Origin of the sequence: Paraburkholderia sp. CI3, assembly GCF_050436505.1 — a bacterium.
GTDB lineage: Bacteria > Pseudomonadota > Gammaproteobacteria > Burkholderiales > Burkholderiaceae > Paraburkholderia > Paraburkholderia tuberum.
The window spans coordinates 1,097,119-1,115,285 of record NZ_JBNDMI010000002.1 but is presented as its reverse complement, the minus strand read 5'-3'; the positions used below and the strand labels follow the sequence as shown (position 1 = coordinate 1,115,285).

Here is an 18,167-nt window from a genome sequence, read left to right as displayed (position 1 = left end):
CGGTCGCTCAACTGTCGGCCAGAGCGAAGTCGTCCTCCGGGGGTAATCGTCCTTTTCTTGCAAAATCTGGCGCTCGTCTCCATCGCAACCGACGAGGGCTGGCTGTACTTGGCTGGGCTCAAGAACCTGTTCGGCGGAGAGCTGGTCGGCTCTTGCCGACCGGTCGCCTGTGCTGGCGAAACGCTTTTTCGAATAACGGCACGAGCTTGATGACCCAGCGGTGTACCGTCGAATGGTCCACCTCGACACCGCGTTCTGCCATCATTTCCTCAAGGTTTCGCAGGCTCAGCGAGTATGCCACGTACCACCGCACGCACAATAGCATCACATCCAGTGGATAGTGCAGTCGCTTCAGCACCTTGGCGATGCCAGGGAGCAACGTCTTGCGCGGCGTCTTCGTCGTCTTGGCCATCGTGGTCGTCAGCAATTTCCGTCCGCCGAATTTTACCTCAACGCCTTGTTGCGACAGAGCCAGACAGTCGGGCCGCTGAAGCAAAGGTGGTGGTGATGAACGGCGCAGGGGGTGGGTCTGGCGGTGTCATGAGCGGATTGTCGCAGTCGGGGCAACCGCGCGACATTCGAATGTCGCCATACTCGCCGCCGATCTACATCCACCAATAGGCGGGCGAAATGCGCAGTCCGCTGCGCAAGTGTGAAGAGACATTCGACGAAAACGCGCTGATCCCGCCTGGTTTCTTGACCTCCGGCTCATTCCTGCTCCGGTGGACGCTAGACCGATAAGCTGGTTGTGGTAAAGGCCGCGCGACTCTGGTCATGCAGATTCCCGATCATAACGGTTTGCGGCTTCGACAGTCCCGGCAACACGATGACGGCGACACCGCGCTCCTCAATAGCTGTGCGCGTCGCGCGCGAGCACGCACGGAAACTGCGGCCCATTCGTTACCAACTCGGCGAAATAGCTGCATTCCCTGAAGAGCTCCTGAGGATGGGTTTCCTGGAAGTAGCCGAGCCCGATTTCCGTTGACGGAATGTGCGCCGCAAGTTGCCCGGTCGATGCCGCGTCGGCGCCTGCCGCGAACGCGGCGACTTCCTCGTGACGGGTGTGCATCCAGCGGATGGAACCAACCTGGTCCAGGCTCGATGCCAGTCCGTTCAAGCTGTCGCCCGTCACGCCCCAGATTCGCTCGACACCTGCGGCTGCCAGTGTCTTTGCAAGATACTCAGCGATCGTCTGCTTGGCCATGTTGCGCTCCTAAACGAGTAAAAGTCCCGACACGTTCCCAGTCAGGATGCGGCCAGACCGGACCTGCGAGAAGCCGGTCAGCGGCTCGTCGGGGGTAAAATTCATTCCGGTCGTGCGGCTCGCGGACTTGTCGCCGGCCGTGCGACTCAGTGCATGCCGACACGCATCAATATTTCGAAAGGAAGGGCGAGTAGCCCGGCACCCGCCACACCGAGACACCACAGCACGATGAACCAGAAGACGCGCCTAAGTTTCGTATCGCCGCCGTGCTCCGGAGATGCTCCCGGTGCATGGCCCACGCTCTCGTTCCGCATCGCGCGCTCCTAGTGGTACTCGGCGCCGCGGGCGAGCTTTCCCCTGAAGACCCAATAGCCCGCGGTCGTATACGCAATGATGATCGGCAGGATCACAAGGGCGCCTACCAGCGTGAACACCTGACTCGACCGGGGCGCCGCCGCATCAGCGAGGGTGAGCGAGTAGGGAATCGCGTAAGGCCAAATGCTCACCAGCAAACCTATGTAGCCCAGCAGAATGAGAGCCAGCGCGAGGATGAACGGCGCAATATGCATGCGGCGTCTGACTGCGCGAAACATGAACAATGCGACGATCGCAACCAGAAACGGCACCGGCACCAACTGGGGGAACAGCCCCGGGTCGAACCAGCGTTTCGCGATCTGCGCGTCCGCCAGCGGCGTCCAGACGGATACGGCGATCATAAAGACCAGCAGCACGAGCGTCAGCGGCCAGGCGAGCTCATGCATCCGCTTTTGCAAATCCCCCTCCGTCTTGATGACGAGCCAGCATGCGCCCAGCAAGGCGTACATCGACATCAGGCCCAGGCCGCACATCAGGTTGAAGGGCTGAAACCAGAAAAACGCGTCGCCGGAAAAGGTATGGTTGGCGATCGGTATGCCGCGCAAATACGTACCGAGAATGACGCCCTGAAAAAACGATGCGCCCGCGGACCCGGCAAAGAACGCCAGGCTCCAGAGATTCTTCGTGCGAGTCGCCTTGCCGCGAATTTCGAAGGATACGCCCCGAAAGATCAGGCATACCAGCATGGTGACGATCGGCAAGTAAAGTGCGGACAGTGCGATCGAATAGACAACCGGAAAGGCCGCATACAGCGCCGCCCCGCCCAGCACGAGCCAGGTTTCGTTACCGTCCCAGACAGGCGCGATCGCGTGCATCATCATGTCGCGCTCTGCGTCATCGGGAAAGAACGGGAAGATCAGACCGATCCCGAGATCGAACCCGTCGAGCACGACATACATGAACAGCCCGAATGCGATGATCGCAGCCCAAGCAAGTGTGACGCCCATTTTCGGCTCCTGTCGTCCCGTGAAAGATCGCGCGGCTACTCGGCCGCGGCCAAGGGCCTGCGTCCCGTGTGGTCGGCATCGGGCCGCACCACCGCCTTGCGCGGCGCGTCCACCTCCTCGGGCTCCTCAGGCCCCATCCGAAGGAGCCGCAGGATATAGTAGATGCCGGTTCCGAACACCACGCTGTAGACGATGACAAATGCCATCAGCGAGACTCCGACCCCCTGCGACGTAACCGGCGAAACGGCGTCGGCAGTTCGAAGCACGCCGTACACGACCCACGGCTGGCGCCCGACTTCGGTCGTGATCCATCCCGCAACCAGCGATATGAAACCTGTCGGCCCCATCACCAGCACGAAGCGCTGATACCACCTGCTCTCGAATAGCCGCCCCCCGCGCCGCAGCAGCGCGCCGACGAGCGCCAGCAGGATCATCAACATGCCGAGTCCCGCCATCAGGCGGAAAGTCCAGAAGATGATCGACGAATCGGGCCTGTCTTCCTTGGGGAATTCCTTGAGACCACGAATTTCGCCGCTCCAGCTGTGAGTCAGGATCAGACTGCCAAGGTGGGGGATCTGAACAGCGTAGCGAGTCACCTCTGCATTCATGTCAGGAAAGCCGACCAGGTTCAACGCGGTCCCGCCCTTCTCGGTTTCCCATAGCCCTTCGATGGCCGCGATCTTGGCCGGCTGATATTTGCGCGTGTTCAACCCGTGCTGGTCACCGACCAAGGCCTGGATCGGCGTGAGGAACAGCAACAGCCACAGCGCCATCGAGAACATGGTCTTGACGGCGGGATCGCGTCGGCCCTTCAGCAGATGCCATGCGCCGGTCCCGGCGACCACAAGGGCGCCGACGATGAATGCCGCGATCGCCATATGGGCAAGTCTGAACGGGAACGATGGGTTGAAGATGACCTTGAACCAGTCGACTGGAACAACATGGCCGCCTTCCACCGTGATGCCCTGTGGCGTCTGCATCCAACTGTTGGACGCAAGAATCCAGAACGTCGAGATCAGCGTGCCGATGGCGACCATCAGCGTTGCGCCGAAATGCGCATTACGACCTACCTTGTCCCAGCCGAACAGCATGATCCCGAGAAAGCCCGCTTCGAGGAAAAATGCCGTCATGACTTCGTAAGTCAGTAGCGGGCCCGTTACAGGGCCGGCAAACTGCGCGAAGCCGGCCCAGTTCGTTCCGAACTGATAGGCCATGACAACACCGGACACCACGCCCATGCCGAACCCGACCGCGAAGATCTTGGCCCAGTAGACGCAAAGGTCCTTGTAGTGCTGCTTGCGCGTACGGATCCACGCGCCTTCCAGAACGGCCAGAAAGCTCGCGAGGCCGATGCTTAGCGCCGGAAAAATAATGTGGAACGATACGGTGAAAGCGAACTGTATTCTCGACAGATCCAATGCGCTCGGGTTCATGGCAACCGCTCCAGGCAATTTACAGCGCTCAGGCTCGATGTAGCGACGTCATGACGCTGCATCCCGGTCGCTGGACTTTCTGCGCGTGGGGTGGCGCTGCCGATATCGGCGAGCAACACCCGAGCGTGTCAAACGGCCGGCGCATCCGCTCACTTCGCGTCAGGGCAAGCATCACTAGCTGGATCGAGCCGCTTGCACGCTGCGGGCCATTGGTACAAGGTCAGCGAGCGTATACCTTGCGCACCGCGTATCAGTACGCCCTGAATGTCTGCCGGAGCTGTTGTGCAGGCCGACCTTGTGCGGAAATTCGGCCCACGGGAAGGCGTCGACCTTCAACACGTCGTGCAGGAATTCGACCAGCTCGAACGTATTGCTACGCACTTTCTTGACCTCGGCCGTCTGGTCGATCGCGGTCAGATGGTGGCGCACATGATGCACGCAACTGCCGCTGGGCGCGACGATGTAGTCGAAGTCCGCTAAGTTCTTGACGAACAGTGCTTCGGTTGCCGCGGCGTCCCGCTCGCAGCCGCTATTACCCATCGGTTGTCCGCAACAGGTCTGGTCGAGTGGATACGCAACCTCGCAGCCGAGCCGTTCGAGCGTCGCTACGCGAACTTCGTGAAAGATTGCGTCGATGAAGGACGGGATGAATAGAGCCACCTTCATGGTTAACCCTCAATTGAGGACCAGATAGGCAGATGACCGTTTTCGTCTAACCTCAATTGGCCACGCGGCTTCTTGACGTTGTGGCCAGTTGAGTCTAGTTCACGCGCCGACTTGTCGTTTCCACTTTTTTCGGGGCCAGTTTACTTGGCGGAGGCCGGGCCATCCCAAGCCACTATGCGGCGAGAGGGCATTGCCATGGAGCCGATCGAAGCTCCCCGGCCGGATGGCACTTTTTTTAGTTGGCTATGTGGCGACCGCTCGCGAAACTGCCGCCACCGGATCGGGCCTTCATCGACCAGGTGCTGGCCGACACGCTGGTCCGACGGATCGTACTGGCGCGCGTTCGAGACTATTTCCGGCACAGGAAGTCAGGAGAAGAGCATGCGAGTTGAAGTGATGCAGCATTACGGCCGACGGTACCGCTGAATTCAGGCCGGCTACTTCGAGACCACGCACCACCAGCAACTGATAAAGGACATCAAGGGTGCGATCTTCGAAGGGCGGCTGATCGCGGTGTGCGGCGTCATCGGCAGCGGCAAGACGATGATGCTGCGCCGGCTTCAGCAGGCGCTGGAAGACGAGAAGCGCGTGACGGTCTCGAAGTCGCTCGCGATCGAAAAGCACCGCATCAAGCTGGCAACCTTCATCGTTGCGCTGTTCTATGACCTGTCGACCGAGAAGCAGGTGCGCATTCCGACGCAGGGCGAAAAGCGGGAACGTGAACCGACCAGGTACTTCCTGAGTGGCCTGGGGCGTTTCGAGGGGCGCAGCTGGCGCGGCTTTCATCACCACGCGACGCTGCGCATGGCAGCTTATGGCTTTCTCGTTGCTGAGCGCCCGGCGGCGCAAAAAAACTCCAGTCCTCCGGATCGGGCGGGACCAATGAGGCTCTCCTGTCGAGGCCGTGGGTAGCAGACCTCGACGTCGATGAATCCGTCCAGGCGAGAGGTCTTTTCCATTCTAGCCCTTGCTATAGCGTTCGCTCGCGCGCTTGACGAATGATTCGACGAACGTGTTCGCGATGTGGCTCAACACCGGCCCGATCAGCTTCTCCAGGATGATGTTGGAGAATTCATAGTGCAGCGCGAATTCGATCTTGCAGGCGTCCTCGCGCAGAGGAATGAAGTTCCAGTAGCCCGTGAACTTCTTGAAAGGGCCTTCGGTGACCGGGGCCGTCCCGATCCGGTTTCCCACACCCGTGACGGTGCTCGCCGGGCCGCTGCGGCGGATCCGCGGCGCGCGCGAATACCGCATGGTGCCGGTGCCGGAGGTGCGGGCCGGGTTAGCCGCGCGCAGGGAAGACGGCGACAAACCCGGATCAGCCCCGGGGGGGCGCGTTGGATGACACGGGGCGAGCCGACGGCAAAATGACGAAGTAACGGACATGACGGATACACACTTTCACGGCGCAATGCGGTGGCCACTGCCGGCTGAACCCGAGCCGCCGGCCGGCTGGAACAACCGGTATTTCCTCGACACGGAATTCACCGACTTCCGGCAGTGCCAGCTGCTCAGTCTCGCCATCGTGGGCGAGAACGGGTAGTCGCCGAGAATCCAGCCACCGCTGTGGAAGAACATGAACACGGGCAGCACACCGCGCGAATCCTGCGGCTTGACCACGACAAGCGACACGACCAGGCCGTCCTGCTCGATCGTGCGGCGCGTGACGTCGATGCCCGAGACGTCAACCGGCGCGCTGCGCTGGGCACCTGCCAGGACTTCGCGCGCTTCGGCGGGCGTGAGCGTCTCAATTGCCGGGCCGGTGGCGCTGTTCAGCGCGTCGAGGAAGGCAACAGTCGCGGTATCGGGCGTGTTCGGTGTGGCTTGCGTGTTCATCGTGATTCTCCTTTCGTTTGGTTGAATGGCTTGCGATGTGATGTCGTGCAGCCGGTGGAAAGGAGAATACGGATCGGACAATATTTGCGAAATGGAATCGTTTGAAATCCATCATTGCATGAATGCAATGATGGACGCTGGCTGATCCACTGCGCCGATGCATCATTTCGGCCATCGCCATGTTGGCTCGGAAAGGTGCTCGGCAAAGTAATCCGACAGCGCCGCGACTTTCGCGGGCCGCGCGCGCGCCGACGGCGTGACGAAGTAAAGACCGCCCTTCGTCAGCGACCAGTCGGTGAGGATCGCTTCGAGGCGGCCATCGGCCAGATATTCGCCCACGATGAATTCAGGCAGTTCGGCGATCGCAAGGCCGTCGAGCAGCGTGGGCAACAGCGCATCGGAGTTCGTCACGCGCAGCGGGCCCGTCGGCATCACCGGCTCCTCCTCACCTGCGTCGTTCGTGAAGCGCCATACAGCGCTACGCGCGCGGTACGCGTACGAGAGACAGGGGCGATCCGCCAACTCGCGCGGATGCGTGGGCCGTCCTTCACGCCTCAGATATTCCGGCGACGCCACCACGAATTGCGTGACCGCGCACAGCCGCCGCGCGACCAGAGATGAATCCGGAAGCGCGGCGATACGCAGCGCGGCGTCGAACCCATCGGCGACCAGATCGACCGACGCATCCGATAGATGCAGGTCGATTGACACCTCCGGATACGCGCGAAAGAAGCCCGGCAGCAGCGGCGCAACCCAACGCAGCCCGTACGACATCGGCACGGCCAGACGCACCTGCCCGCGCGGCTGCACCGACATTTCGCGCGCCGAGCTTTCCGCCTCCTCGGCCTGGCGATAGATCTCGCCGGCTTTCTCGCTGATTGTCCGGCCGAACTCGGTGAGCGAGAGCTGGCGCGACGTGCGGTTGAAAAGCCGTGCGCCCAACCGCTCCTCCAGGCGGGCGACACCACGCGAGACCGTGGCGACCGACACCCCCGTCGCGCGCGCGGCAGCCGCAAACGACCCGTGCTCGGCCACCTTCGCGAACATCGCGAGCCCCTCGAAATCAGGTAGTTGAGCCATTTCCCCTCATCTTTTCAATTATGCAACGTTTGTTTGCGATTAATTCTATTTCGAAAAGATCGGGCCGTCGATATTCTCCTCACATCGCAGCACGCAACACCAACGCAACCCTCACCGATCCAACGAAAGGAGCAATACCATGGCACGCAAACTCGACAACAAGATCGCACTCGTCACCGGCGCAACCAGCGGCATCGGTCTTGCCACCGCCCAACGCTTCGCGGCCGAAGGTGCGCACGTCTATCTCACGGGCCGCCGTCAGGCTGAACTCGATGACGCCGTGAAGGGCATTCGCGAAGCCGGTGGCAAGGCGACCGGCGTACGTTCGGACTCCACAAAGCTCGGTGAACTTGACGCGCTGTATGCGCAAATCAAGGAAGAACAGGGGCGCCTCGATGTGCTGTTCGTGAACGCCGGCGGCGGTTCGATGCTGCCGCTTGGCAGCATCACCGAAGCGCACTACGACGACACCTTCGACCGAAACGTGAAGGGCGTGCTGTTCACGGTGCAAAAGGCGCTGCCGCTGCTCGCCGAGGGCGCATCGGTGATTCTCACCGGCTCGACGGCGGGTAGCGCAGGCACCGCGGCGTTCAGCGTGTATTCGGCTTCGAAGGCGGCGGTGCGTGCCTTTGCACGCAGCTGGATTCTCGACCTCAAGGAGCGCCGCATCCGCGTGAACACGATCAGCCCGGGCGCGACTCGCACGCCCGGCCTGCTCGATCTCGCCGGTGACGATGCTGCCCAGCGCCAGGGTCTCGCCGATTACCTGGCTGCCCAGATCCCGATGGGGCGCCTCGGCGAACCCGGCGAGATCGCCAGCGCGGCGCTGTTCCTGGCCTCGGACGACGCGAGCTTCGTGAACGGCATCGAATTGTTCGTCGACGGCGGCCAGCAGCAAATCTGAGCGTGGCTCGGGCGCGCGGGGTGCGGTGGATGCGGTCTTCGACGATCGCGACCCACGCCCGGCGCCCCTCGAATCGAGCGCCATCATGATGGAACATCGGCCTTTTCTTGCGCTTGGCGCAATCCGCCGCGGCTGCGTTGATGTCCGCCAGCATTTCCGCGCGGGCGACTCCGGGCACGCCGACCATGCGCCGCTCGATCCACTCTATATGTGGAACGACGTTGAATTCGCGCCGCACTCGGGCCTCGGCCCGCATGCTCACCGCGACGTCGAGATCGTCACGTGGGTGCGTTCGGGCGCCATCACTTACGAAGACGACACGGGCAATCGCGCGCGTCTGGTCGCCGATTCCGTCCATGTGATGAGTGCCGGCGCAGCGATCCATCACGCCGAGCGCAACGAGGAAAATATACCCGCGCGGCAGTTCCAGATCTGGCTCCGTCCGCACACACCTGCCAGTACACCGCGCTGCGCGACGCGAGTCTGTTCGCCCGGATGTCGCGAGGGCCGATTCGTTACGCTGGCGAGCGGCGATCCGGAGGATGTCCGCGCCGGCGCGTTGCCCATTCACGCCGACGCACGTGTGCGTATCGCGACGCTGCGCGAAGGCACGGCGATGCAGCAAGTTTTGCCGATGCCCGGTTCGGCTTATCTGGTTGCGGATCATGGGCGACTGGACGTAGGGCCGATCAGGCTGGCGCGACGCGATGGCATTGCCATTCGCGATGAAACGCGGCTCATGCTGAGGGCGCGAGACGACACTGATGTCGTGATTGTCGAGCTCTTACGCTAGGACAAGGGCTCCATTAGGGCGTGCCGCAACCCCATTCATTGCTGTTTCCGACTTCGAGAAACCGCGCCTGTGAGAGTTAGGTGGCTGTTTTGGGGTGAACTGCAGACGTTGATACTGACGTTGCCTATGGCGGAGATGGGTCGACTTGCGACGATCATCCGCTGCGCGCCGGCAAGCGATTCTCAATTCAGCTATCGGATCGGATTCGGCCATGAACCGCCATTCACCCGAGGCGTTGGCCAGGCATTCGGATGTCGTCGTTGCGTCGGTTAGCCGCCTTCGCGCAAGGCCTGTGCAATCGATATAGTGACCGGCGCATTGGGCAAGATCTGCCGGAAATCGGTCACAAGGGTTCTCCAGTACGACCGGGCTTTTCCATAGGCGGATGCGGCGTGGAATAGAGAGCACACGCCGGGTGTTTTTGTGTGCATGCGGCAACTTGCGAGCCGCACTGCATTCGATCGTGTCTCGCGACAGGAGATATGCGCAACGATACGAATCGATGATCCGATACCCCAGTCTGCGGGATCATCTGGACGCAGTTCATCACTCCGATGCACTTGGCGAGCCCGCGAGCAATGCCACCGTACTGTTTGTCACCGCACGGGTTCGAATTCGACACAATCTGAAGGAGCAGACTGTATGACCAAAATCTCACCCGCCCTCATCATGCAGATCGGCATGGGTTTCTGGAGCTCGAAGGCGCTGCTCAGCGCCGTCGAACTCGGCGCCTTCACGACCCTGGCCGAAGGGCCGCAGGGTCTCAAAGCGCTCTCCGCCCGGCTCGGGCTGCATCCGCGCAGTGCCCGGGACTTCCTCGATGCGCTGGTCGCCCTCGATCTGCTCGACCGACAGGATGGGCGCTATGCCAACACGCTGGCGACCGACCACTTCCTGGACAGAAACAAGCCGAGCTATATCGGCGGGGTCCTGGAAATGGCCAATGCGCGTCTCTATTCCTCCTGGGGCAGCCTGACCGAAGCGCTCAGGACCGGCCTGCCGCAAGGCGATGCCAAGGACGCCGCGCCGGACTTCTTCAGCACACTCTATGGCGATCCGACCAGGTTGCGCGGCTTCCTCGGCGCGATGACCGGGGTCAGCCTACCTGCTGCGCAAGCGCTGGCAGGTACCTTTCCCTGGGCGGAGGTCGGGAGCTTTGCCGATATCGGTTGCGCTGAGGGCGGGCTGACCTGCGTCGTGGCGGCCGCCCATCCACATCTTGCCGCGACCGGCTTCGATCTGCCGCCGGTCCGGCCGGTGTTCGAGCAATATGTCGCCGGCAAGGGCCTCGCAGACCGGGTCCGTTTCGAAGCCGGCAGCTTCTTCGAGCAGCCGCTGCCCGAAGCCGATGTCCTGGTCATGGGCCATATCCTGCACGATTGGGACCTCGACCAAAAGAAGCTGCTGTTAGCCAAGGCCTATGAGGCGTTGCCCAAGGGCGGCCGCCTGATCGCCTATGACGCGATCATCGATGACGACCGGCGGCACAATGCCTTCGGCCTGCTAATGAGTCTCAACATGCTGATCGAGACGTCGGGCGGTTTCGATTACACCGCCGCCGACTGCATCGGCTGGATGCGTGAAGCGGGCTTCGTCGAAGCCGGCCATCACCCGCTCGACGGGCCCACTTCGATCGTCGTCGCGACAAAATAGCGTCAGCCGCGAACGTAACTCGCAGGCTGGTCAATTCGCGCAGTCATCGAATTTGGACAAACGTCGCCGTGCGCCGAGGAGAACCGGAGACGGTGATCATCGCCATCTGTGGGATCGGTCCGGCGGACCTCTGTCCCGGCGATCCGGGTACAACTGCTCACCGGACCAATCACTCTGGTCTATCCAGGGTCAGTTAACGGCACTCGCATGATCGATGCGCGTCGGTTCGTGCCGCGTATCCTGAGACCGGATGCGGCCCCTTCAACTCAGCCGCGTAGATCGGTGCCCATGAGCGTGGCAATGCCAAGTGCGGTCATTCGCGTCTGCATCTCGGCATATGGTCGGTTTCCGATCGGGCAGCGTGCGGCGGCAGCAGGTCGCTTTGCTGACCTTCGCAACCCGGTGCCGGTGAATGTCAGCTATGTCATGGATGGATGAGTCTTGCCGACCCACATTGGCCGGTCATGGGGTTGCGATACCATCGGCCGCTTCCGGGGTGCTTCGGACATCCGCCGCGCTTCACGAACAAGGTATCGTCGGCAACGCGCGAACACCGTTCTAGCGATGCGGGGCTATGCCAGCAAACGATATCGACCATGATCTGCCGGACCTTGCCGCCGAACGGCAGCGGCACCGACGCGCCTTGTACCGTCGCCAACTGAGTGCGGATCGCGCTGTTGCCGAGGTCGTAGAGTTGCTGTTCGGAGAGCGTGTCGCTGGAGAGGCCGAGTTGCAGGATCGGCACCGTCGAGGCGTTATAGGTAATGATGTTCGGCGGCAGCGTGCCGGGCGGCAGCACGCGTAGGATCGATGCGGAGTTCGACGCTGCCTCGGCGATCGCGCGATTGATGTCCGCGCCCGGATGGAAAAAGATCTTCACCACCGAGACGCCGTTCAGCGATTGCGACTCGATATGCTCGATGTCGTCGACGTCCGAGCTCAGCGCGCGCTCGTAATTCGACGTGATGCGATTGGCCATGTCCTGGGCGGAAAAGCCGTTGTACGTCCAGACGATGCTGACCACCGGGATATCGATGTTCGGGAAGATATCGGTCGGCGTGCGCAGTATCGCAAGCGGGCCGACGATAAGGATCAGTACGGCGAGGACCACGAAGGTATAAGTGCGGCGCAGCGCGAGCTGGACGATCCACATGACGGGTTCCTGAAATGAGGCCATGAAGGCACGGCGTTCCTGCGCTGTCAGAGCGCGTGACGCGGGCTTCGCGAGTCAGGAGTGTGATGGTGCGGCCCTTATGGGCTGCGGTCGGCTAGATTACCGTTCTGTTATCTGGTGTTGATGGGAACGTGCGGTGACGTGAGGACTCACGCGCGATCTATCGATCGTGGCCGGCCTCGCGTCTATCGAGACGGTTCAGGAAGACACCGGCGACCCGACCACCCATGGCAAGCGCGCTGCCAACGCGCCGCGCTTCCAGGCGAATGCGTTCCTCGTTTGCCGCGTTCCGGGCGTCCCTGATGTCGCAACGTCTTACCAAGCTCGCGGCCAACCTGACAGTGCGCGTTCGGCTATTCCAGGCGCGTTTCTGAGCCGGACTCCGCGTCCCGGTTCGAAGGCGCGCGATCGGTACGCCTTTCGCCGAGATCGAACTGCCGTCGCGCCGATTCCATTTCCGCCATATGCGCTTCCACCCAGTCCCAGATCCCACAGATCTTGTCGAGCAGACTGCGTCCTAGCGGCGTCAACTGATAGTCGACACGAGGCGGTATCACGGGATGCACATAGCGCGTGACGAGACCGTCGCGCTCGAGTTGCCGCAAGGTCTTCGTGAGCATCTTCTGACTGACGCCCCCCACCTCGTCGCGTAGCCGCGAGAAACGCATCTCGCCATGGGTGCCCAGCGCGTCGATCACGAGGATCGTCCACTTGTCGGCGATCTGCTCGATGACGTTGCGCGCGAGGTCATCGGTTTTCTTCTGTGGGTTCTCGGCGGCGTGAGGGCCGTCGTAGCAATTTGTTTCCATGGGGAAAGTATGGAACCTTCAGGTGCCTTCTTGTGATCGCCGGATCCGGCTGAAATAATCGACTCGCCTGCCCGTCCTTTGGGCACGTCGCATTTTCTCGGACCGCATTCGACATGGATGCGGCGCTTTAACCAGAGAGCATCGCATGACTATTGAAACAATTGAAGTTGAGGGTTTATCGACGCCTGTATCGCGTATCGGCCTGGGCACGTGGGCGATCGGCGGATGGATGTGGGGCGGCACTGATGAGAAGGACTCGATTGCGGTGATCCGCCGGGCGCTCGACAGCGGCGTGAACCTTATCGACACGGCGCCGGCGTACGGCTTCGGCGCGTCGGAGGAAATCGTCGGCAAAGCACTGGCCGATGGATATCGCCACAAGGCAGTCATCGCGACTAAAGTCGCTCTCGAATGGCAGGACGGCAAGGTATTTCGCAATGCTTCGCCGGAGCGCATTCGTCACGAAGTAGAGGATACACTTCGGCGCTTGCGGACAGATTACATCGATCTATACCAGGTTCACTGGCCCGATCCGCTCGTGCCAATCGAAGAGACGGCCGCGGTGCTGAACGACCTACGCAAGGAAGGCAAGGTTCGCGCGCTCGGCGTCAGCAATTTCTCTGCGGCGCAAATGGACGCGTTCCGCCGCGTGGCGCCGCTGTCCACCACGCAGCCGCCTTATAACCTGTTTGAACGCGACATCGACCGCGATGTGCTGCCTTATGTGAAACAGCATGGGCTGGTTGCACTCGCCTATGGCGCACTGTGCCGCGGATTGCTGGCAGGGCGCATCGGCGCCGAGACGCGTTTCGAGGGTGACGATCTGCGTCAACATGACCCGAAGTTCCGTGCGCCGCGTCGTCAGCAGTATGTCGACGCTGTGAAAGCACTGGACGTCTTCGCGCGCGATAACTTCGACAAGTCGGTGCTTGCGCTTGCAGTGCGCTGGGTGCTGGACCGCGGCCCGACGATCGCGCTGTGGGGTGCGCGCCGTCCGTCGCAACTGGACGGACTCGAAGCCGCGTTCGGCTGGCGACTCGACGACAAGGCCTTCGCGCAAATCGACGCGATCGTCTCGCAATTCGTCAAGGACCCGGTAGGCCCGGAGTTTATGGCGCCGCCGCAACGTGTTCTGGTGTCGTGAAAGGAGTGTATTGAACATGCGAACCAATCGACGAACTTTCATTGTGCATACCGTTGGCGCCGCGGCGCTGGCAATGACCGGCGGCACGGCGTGGGCCGCGCCCACGCAGCTTCAGGAAAGCGATCCGGCCGCGCAGGCGCTCGGCTACCGGACCGACGCATCGCGCGTCGATCACGCGAAATATCCGCGCTTCAGCGCCACCCAGCGCTGCTCGAATTGCCAGTTCTATCAGGGCAAGCCAGCCGACACGAGCGCGCTTTGCGCGCTGTTTGGTGCGAAACAGGTGAGCGGCGCGGGATGGTGCAACGCCTATCAGGCGAGAGCCTGATAGGCTTGGGCGGGTAAAGCGATACGGCGCATGACGACTTCGTGCCGTTCGCGTCGACTACGAGGAATCAGTTGATGGAACTCATTGTGAACGGCGTTAATCACAACGTCGATGCGGATGCGAATATGCCGCTGCTGTGGGCAGTCCGTGATCTGCTCGGGCTGCACGGTACCAAGTTCGGTTGCGGGGTCGGCGCGTGCGGCGCATGCACGGTCCATCTGGACGGTGTCGCTGTGCGTTCGTGTGTGACCGCACTGGCGGATGTTCAGGGCAAGCCCGTCACGACCATCGAGGGACTCGGCAAAGGCGGCGATCACCCCGTGCAGCGCGCGTGGAAAGCCGCCAATGTGCCGCAGTGCGGTTACTGCCAGCCTGGACAGATCATGCAGGCCGCGTCGTTGCTCAAGCAGACGCCGAAGCCGAGTGACGAGCAGATCGTCGAAGCGATGTCCGGCAATGTTTGCCGCTGTGGCACCTATCAACGCATCAAGGCCGCCATCAAGGCGGCAGCGTCGGAGGCGTGATGGGCGAAATCGTCAATCTGAGCCGGCGCGGGGTGTTGAAAGGGACTTTGGCAGGTGGGGTTGTGCTGGGCTTGCAGATCGGCGGCGCGGGTACCGCACTCGCGGCGAGCGTGCTGTCATCCGCGAATGGCGCTAAAGCGGCTTTCGCACCGAACGTGTACGTCTCGGTCGCGCCGTCCGGCGAGATCATTCTGGTCGTGCATCGTTCGGAGATGGGGACCGGTATCCGCACCAGTCTCGCGATGATTCTTGCGGACGAACTCGATGCCGACTGGAACACCGTCAAGGTCGTGCAGGCGCAAGGCGATGCGAAGTATGGCGACCAGAATACCGATGGCTCGCGCAGCATCCGCCAGTTCTTCCAGCCATTGCGCGAAGCAGGTGGCACGGCCCGGCAGATGCTCGTGGCGGCGGCCGCCGTGCAATGGCGCGTGGCGCCGGCGACCTGCCACACTGAGCCGGGTCATGTCGTGCATGCGGCGAGCGGGCGGCGCGTGGCCTACGGCGCGCTCGCAACGGCGGCGGCGCGTCAGCCGGTGCCGGGCCGTGACACGCTGCATCTGAAAGACGAGGGTACCTGGCGCTATATCGGCAAGTCGCTGCCGATCGTCGATCTCGACGACATCGTCCACGGCCGGGCGACGTACGGCATCGATGTCGTGTTGCCCCGAATGACGTACGCGTCGATCGAACGTTCGGTGGTCTATGGCGCGACGCTCAAGAGCGTCGATTCGACCGAAACGATGAAAGTGCCCGGCGTGCTGCATGTGGTCCGCATTCCCGCTGCGCCGTTGCCCGCCGGTTTCCAGCCGCTGGGCGGCATCGCGGTGGTGGCAACCAGCACCTGGTCTGCGATGCAAGGGCGGCGGAAATTGAGGCTCGACTGGGACCTTGGGCCGAATGCATCCTATGACAGTCAGGCTTATCGCAAGGCGCTCGAGGACACCGCGCGGCAGCCGGGCAAAATCGTTCGCAACAACGGCGACACAGCGGCTGCGCTAAAGAGCGCCGCCCACCATGTCTCGGCGGACTACTATGTGCCGCACCTGGCGCACGCGGCGATGGAGCCGCTCGCCGCGACCGCGTCCTACGCGAACGGTGCGGTTGAAGTATGGACCGCGACGCAGAATCCACAGCAGGCTCGCACGACCGTGGCACAGGTGCTCGGCTTGCAGGAGCCGGCCGTGACGATCAATGTCACGTTATTGGGCGGCGGCTTCGGCCGCAAGTCCAAGCCTGACTATGTGGCCGAGGCGGCGTTCCTGTCACGCGAGGTTGGCGCTCCCGTGAAGCTCACGTGGACTCGCGACGACGATGTGCACAACGACTATTTCCATGCGGTGTGCGCCCAGCACATGGAAGGCGGGCTCGATGCGCAAGGCAAGACGGTCGCGTGGTTGCACCGCACGGTGTTTCCGTCGATCAGTTCGACATTCAAGGCTGATGTCCGTTACGGGGCGGCGGGTGAACTGGGGCAGGGCGTGACCGACATGCCTTACGACATCGCCAACGTGCGGTGTGAGAACGGCGCCGCCTCTGCACACACGCGCATCGGCTGGTATCGATCGGTGTACAACATTCCCCACGGCTTCGCATTAGGGTCGTTCGTCGATGAACTTGCCGCGGCCGCGCGGCACGATCCGGTGCAGCACCTGCTCACGCTGCTCGGCACGCCGCGGCATGTCGATCTGCATGCACTAGGGGTCGATTACCCAAACTACGGCGCGTCGATCGACGAGTATCCGATCGACACCGCCCGCTATGCGGCCGTGGTTCGCGCGGCCGCCGTGCGCTCCGGGTGGTCGACCGTATTGCCGGCGCGGCACGGGCGCGGGATTGCGGTACATCGCAGCTTTCTGAGTTACGTGGCGGCGGTCGCGCATGTGCAGGTGGCCGACGACGGTTCGGTGCGTGTGACACGCGTCGATCTGGCCGTCGACTGCGGGCGCATCGTCAATCCCGATCGGGTTATTGCGCAGTTCGAGGGTGCGGTGGTGATGGCGCTCGGCAACACGTTATACAGTGAACTCACTTTCCGGAACGGCGCGTCGGAGCAATCGAACTTCACGGACTACCAGGTTGCCCGTATCGATTCCGTTCCCGAGACACACGTGTATATCGTGCCGAGCGATGCGCCGCCGGGCGGTGTTGGCGAGCCGGGCGTGCCGCCGACTTCAGCGGCCATCTGCAACGCGATCTTCAATGCGACCGGCCAGCGCATTCGTGCGTTGCCGGTGGATACGTCGCTGCTGAAACGGGCGTAGCGGCGCAACGCATCGGTTGCGGCGGTATTGTGTTGCGAAATGGCCATTTGCAGCGCGGTGCCTCCGCGTGCGTCGACATGATTGACGTTCGCTCCGTGCGCCACCAGCACCGCAAGCATATCGAGCCGGCCGAACAGCGCAGCAAACGATAGCGCCGTTTCCCCTGCATTGTTGGTTTGATCGATAGGGCAGCGCGTCCCGAGCAATATTTGCGCAATGTTCGTTTCGCCCTTGAAAAGCGCACCCATCAACGCGGTATTGCCGTGCTTGTCGGCGGCGCATGGGTTGGCGTGTGCGGCAAGAAGCGCCTTTAGCGTGTCCGGGTGATTGTCATACGCGCTAAGAATGAGCGCCGTATATCCGTCAGGCGTTGCGGTTTCGATCGGATAGTGTGCGTCGATCAGCAATTGAACGATATCGGTGCGCCCTTCGCGCGCCGCGGCGAACCAATCATCGGCGTATCCCCGCGCGTCGACCGTGCCGGAATACGTTGCTGGCCGATAAACGTGCTCCGCACAACTCGCGGTCAGGAGTGCGGCTATCGCTGCCACGGCTGCGTTTCGAACTACTCGCCGCGCAGTAGAGAAACCTCGCATGACATTCTCCGTCGGAAATCGTATTCAGGCAACACGGGGCCTACTGGCTTCAGGTATTGCCAAGGTGCGACGCCCTATCCTGCACGCGTGCGAGATCCGCATGTGTGGCGCGCGCGAGGCGGGTACCGGAATGGGAATCAGCCTTGTAGAAGTACGACAGCATCGTGTACTTGTTCGCGTCGTTTGTTACACGGCCCAGATCGCCCGACAATGCCGTGACCCGATCCGCCTTGTTGGCTTCAGGTAGCGTCCGGTAGAACTCGCCAGCCTGACGGAAGTCGAGCGTCTTGTGGATCGCCATTTGCTGCGTCGTTCCGCTGAGCGGCGTCTGCACGGACTTGTACCTGGCCTGCTGCGAGATCTCCGCTACCCGGGTCATTCTGCACGGACTCTCTCTGTTTAATTTGGACCGGTAGCCGTCAATGCGCTCGATACAA

13 protein-coding genes and 7 pseudogenes are annotated in these 18,167 nt (G+C 62.2%); 8 read left to right on the top strand and 12 right to left on the bottom strand.

Annotated elements, in window-relative coordinates; all coding sequences use genetic code 11:
• Positions 1 to 151: 151 nt before the first annotated feature.
• The 5 genes and pseudogenes from OKW29_RS08035 to OKW29_RS08015 all read right to left on the bottom strand — a co-directional run.
• Positions 152 to 412, bottom strand: a pseudogene (locus OKW29_RS08035) (IS6 family transposase); the annotation flags it as partial.
• A 401-nt stretch (positions 413 to 813) separates the two neighbouring features.
• Positions 814 to 1,204, bottom strand: a pseudogene (locus tag OKW29_RS08030) (thiamine pyrophosphate-binding protein); the annotation flags it as partial.
• A 323-nt stretch (positions 1,205 to 1,527) separates the two neighbouring features.
• On the bottom strand, positions 1,528 to 2,526 hold the full coding sequence (cydB, locus tag OKW29_RS08025) for a cytochrome d ubiquinol oxidase subunit II (RefSeq protein WP_184074106.1): 999 nt from the start codon (positions 2,524 to 2,526) through the stop codon (positions 1,528 to 1,530).
• Positions 2,527 to 2,561: 35 nt separating this feature from the next.
• The gene (locus OKW29_RS08020; protein WP_184074107.1) at positions 2,562 to 3,959 is read right to left on the bottom strand and encodes a cytochrome ubiquinol oxidase subunit I; all 1,398 of its coding nucleotides are present in this window, start codon (positions 3,957 to 3,959) and stop codon (positions 2,562 to 2,564) included.
• A gap of 276 nt (positions 3,960 to 4,235) precedes the next feature.
• Positions 4,236 to 4,625 (bottom strand): annotated as a pseudogene (locus OKW29_RS08015) (heterodisulfide reductase-related iron-sulfur binding cluster); the annotation flags it as partial.
• A gap of 744 nt (positions 4,626 to 5,369) precedes the next feature.
• On the opposite strand from OKW29_RS08015, the pseudogene OKW29_RS08010 reads away from it, so the two are divergent.
• A pseudogene (locus OKW29_RS08010) lies at positions 5,370 to 5,537 on the top strand (IS701 family transposase); the annotation flags it as partial.
• A gap of 48 nt (positions 5,538 to 5,585) precedes the next feature.
• On the opposite strand, the gene OKW29_RS08005 reads toward OKW29_RS08010, so the two are convergent.
• The 3 genes from OKW29_RS08005 to OKW29_RS07995 all read right to left on the bottom strand — a co-directional run bounded on the left by OKW29_RS08005 (position 5,586) and on the right by OKW29_RS07995 (position 7,541).
• Positions 5,586 to 5,879, bottom strand: a complete 294-nt coding sequence (locus OKW29_RS08005; RefSeq protein ID WP_429290760.1) for an SRPBCC family protein — start codon at positions 5,877 to 5,879, stop codon at positions 5,586 to 5,588.
• Positions 5,880 to 6,026: 147 nt separating this feature from the next.
• Positions 6,027 to 6,461, bottom strand: coding sequence for a hypothetical protein (locus OKW29_RS08000; protein ID WP_429290607.1), 435 nt, complete (start codon positions 6,459 to 6,461; stop codon positions 6,027 to 6,029).
• A gap of 162 nt (positions 6,462 to 6,623) precedes the next feature.
• Positions 6,624 to 7,541 (bottom strand): LysR family transcriptional regulator, encoded by a 918-nt coding sequence (locus OKW29_RS07995; RefSeq protein ID WP_429290606.1) that lies wholly within the window; start codon positions 7,539 to 7,541, stop codon positions 6,624 to 6,626.
• A gap of 139 nt (positions 7,542 to 7,680) precedes the next feature.
• Between OKW29_RS07995 and OKW29_RS07990 the strand changes: the two genes are divergently transcribed.
• The 3 genes from OKW29_RS07990 (at position 7,681) to OKW29_RS07980 (ending at position 10,891) form a co-directional block, all read left to right on the top strand.
• Positions 7,681 to 8,445, top strand: coding sequence for an SDR family NAD(P)-dependent oxidoreductase (locus tag OKW29_RS07990; RefSeq protein WP_184040555.1), 765 nt, complete (start codon positions 7,681 to 7,683; stop codon positions 8,443 to 8,445).
• Between the two features lie 85 nt (positions 8,446 to 8,530).
• Positions 8,531 to 9,238, top strand: a complete 708-nt coding sequence (locus OKW29_RS07985) for a pirin family protein (protein ID WP_429290605.1) — start codon at positions 8,531 to 8,533, stop codon at positions 9,236 to 9,238.
• Positions 9,239 to 9,880: 642 nt separating this feature from the next.
• The gene (locus OKW29_RS07980) at positions 9,881 to 10,891 is read left to right on the top strand and encodes a methyltransferase (RefSeq protein WP_429290604.1); all 1,011 of its coding nucleotides are present in this window, start codon (positions 9,881 to 9,883) and stop codon (positions 10,889 to 10,891) included.
• 586 nt (positions 10,892 to 11,477) lie between these two features.
• Here OKW29_RS07980 and OKW29_RS07975 read toward each other — a convergent pair.
• Positions 11,478 to 12,044: pseudogene (locus OKW29_RS07975) on the bottom strand (efflux RND transporter permease subunit); the annotation flags it as partial.
• Positions 12,045 to 12,418: 374 nt separating this feature from the next.
• Positions 12,419 to 12,874 carry a winged helix-turn-helix transcriptional regulator gene (locus OKW29_RS07970; protein WP_184062629.1) on the bottom strand — a complete coding sequence of 152 codons (456 nt, stop codon included), beginning with the start codon at positions 12,872 to 12,874 and terminating at the stop codon, positions 12,419 to 12,421.
• Positions 12,875 to 13,019: 145 nt separating this feature from the next.
• Here OKW29_RS07970 and OKW29_RS07965 point away from each other — a divergent pair, with 145 nt between their 5' ends.
• The 4 genes from OKW29_RS07965 to OKW29_RS07950 all read left to right on the top strand — a co-directional run bounded on the left by OKW29_RS07965 (position 13,020) and on the right by OKW29_RS07950 (position 17,134).
• Positions 13,020 to 14,018: an aldo/keto reductase gene (locus OKW29_RS07965; RefSeq protein WP_018422833.1), complete on the top strand. Its 999-nt coding sequence runs from the start codon at positions 13,020 to 13,022 to the stop codon at positions 14,016 to 14,018.
• 16 nt (positions 14,019 to 14,034) lie between these two features.
• A complete protein-coding gene (locus tag OKW29_RS07960; protein WP_187616580.1) occupies positions 14,035 to 14,346 on the top strand; it encodes a high-potential iron-sulfur protein in 312 nt (103 codons plus the stop codon).
• Between the two features lie 71 nt (positions 14,347 to 14,417).
• The gene (locus OKW29_RS07955; RefSeq protein ID WP_429290603.1) at positions 14,418 to 14,870 is read left to right on the top strand and encodes a (2Fe-2S)-binding protein; all 453 of its coding nucleotides are present in this window, start codon (positions 14,418 to 14,420) and stop codon (positions 14,868 to 14,870) included.
• A complete protein-coding gene (locus OKW29_RS07950) occupies positions 14,870 to 17,134 on the top strand; it encodes a molybdopterin cofactor-binding domain-containing protein (protein WP_429290602.1) in 2,265 nt (754 codons plus the stop codon). Before OKW29_RS07955 ends, OKW29_RS07950 begins: the two co-directional genes overlap by 1 nt.
• On the opposite strand, the pseudogene OKW29_RS07945 reads toward OKW29_RS07950, so the two are convergent.
• A pseudogene (locus OKW29_RS07945) lies at positions 17,134 to 17,730 on the bottom strand (ankyrin repeat domain-containing protein); the annotation flags it as partial. The gene OKW29_RS07950 and the pseudogene OKW29_RS07945 overlap by 1 nt on opposite strands.
• A gap of 49 nt (positions 17,731 to 17,779) precedes the next feature.
• Positions 17,780 to 18,094: pseudogene (locus OKW29_RS07940) on the bottom strand (catalase-related domain-containing protein); the annotation flags it as partial.
• Positions 18,095 to 18,167 lie beyond the last annotated feature (73 nt).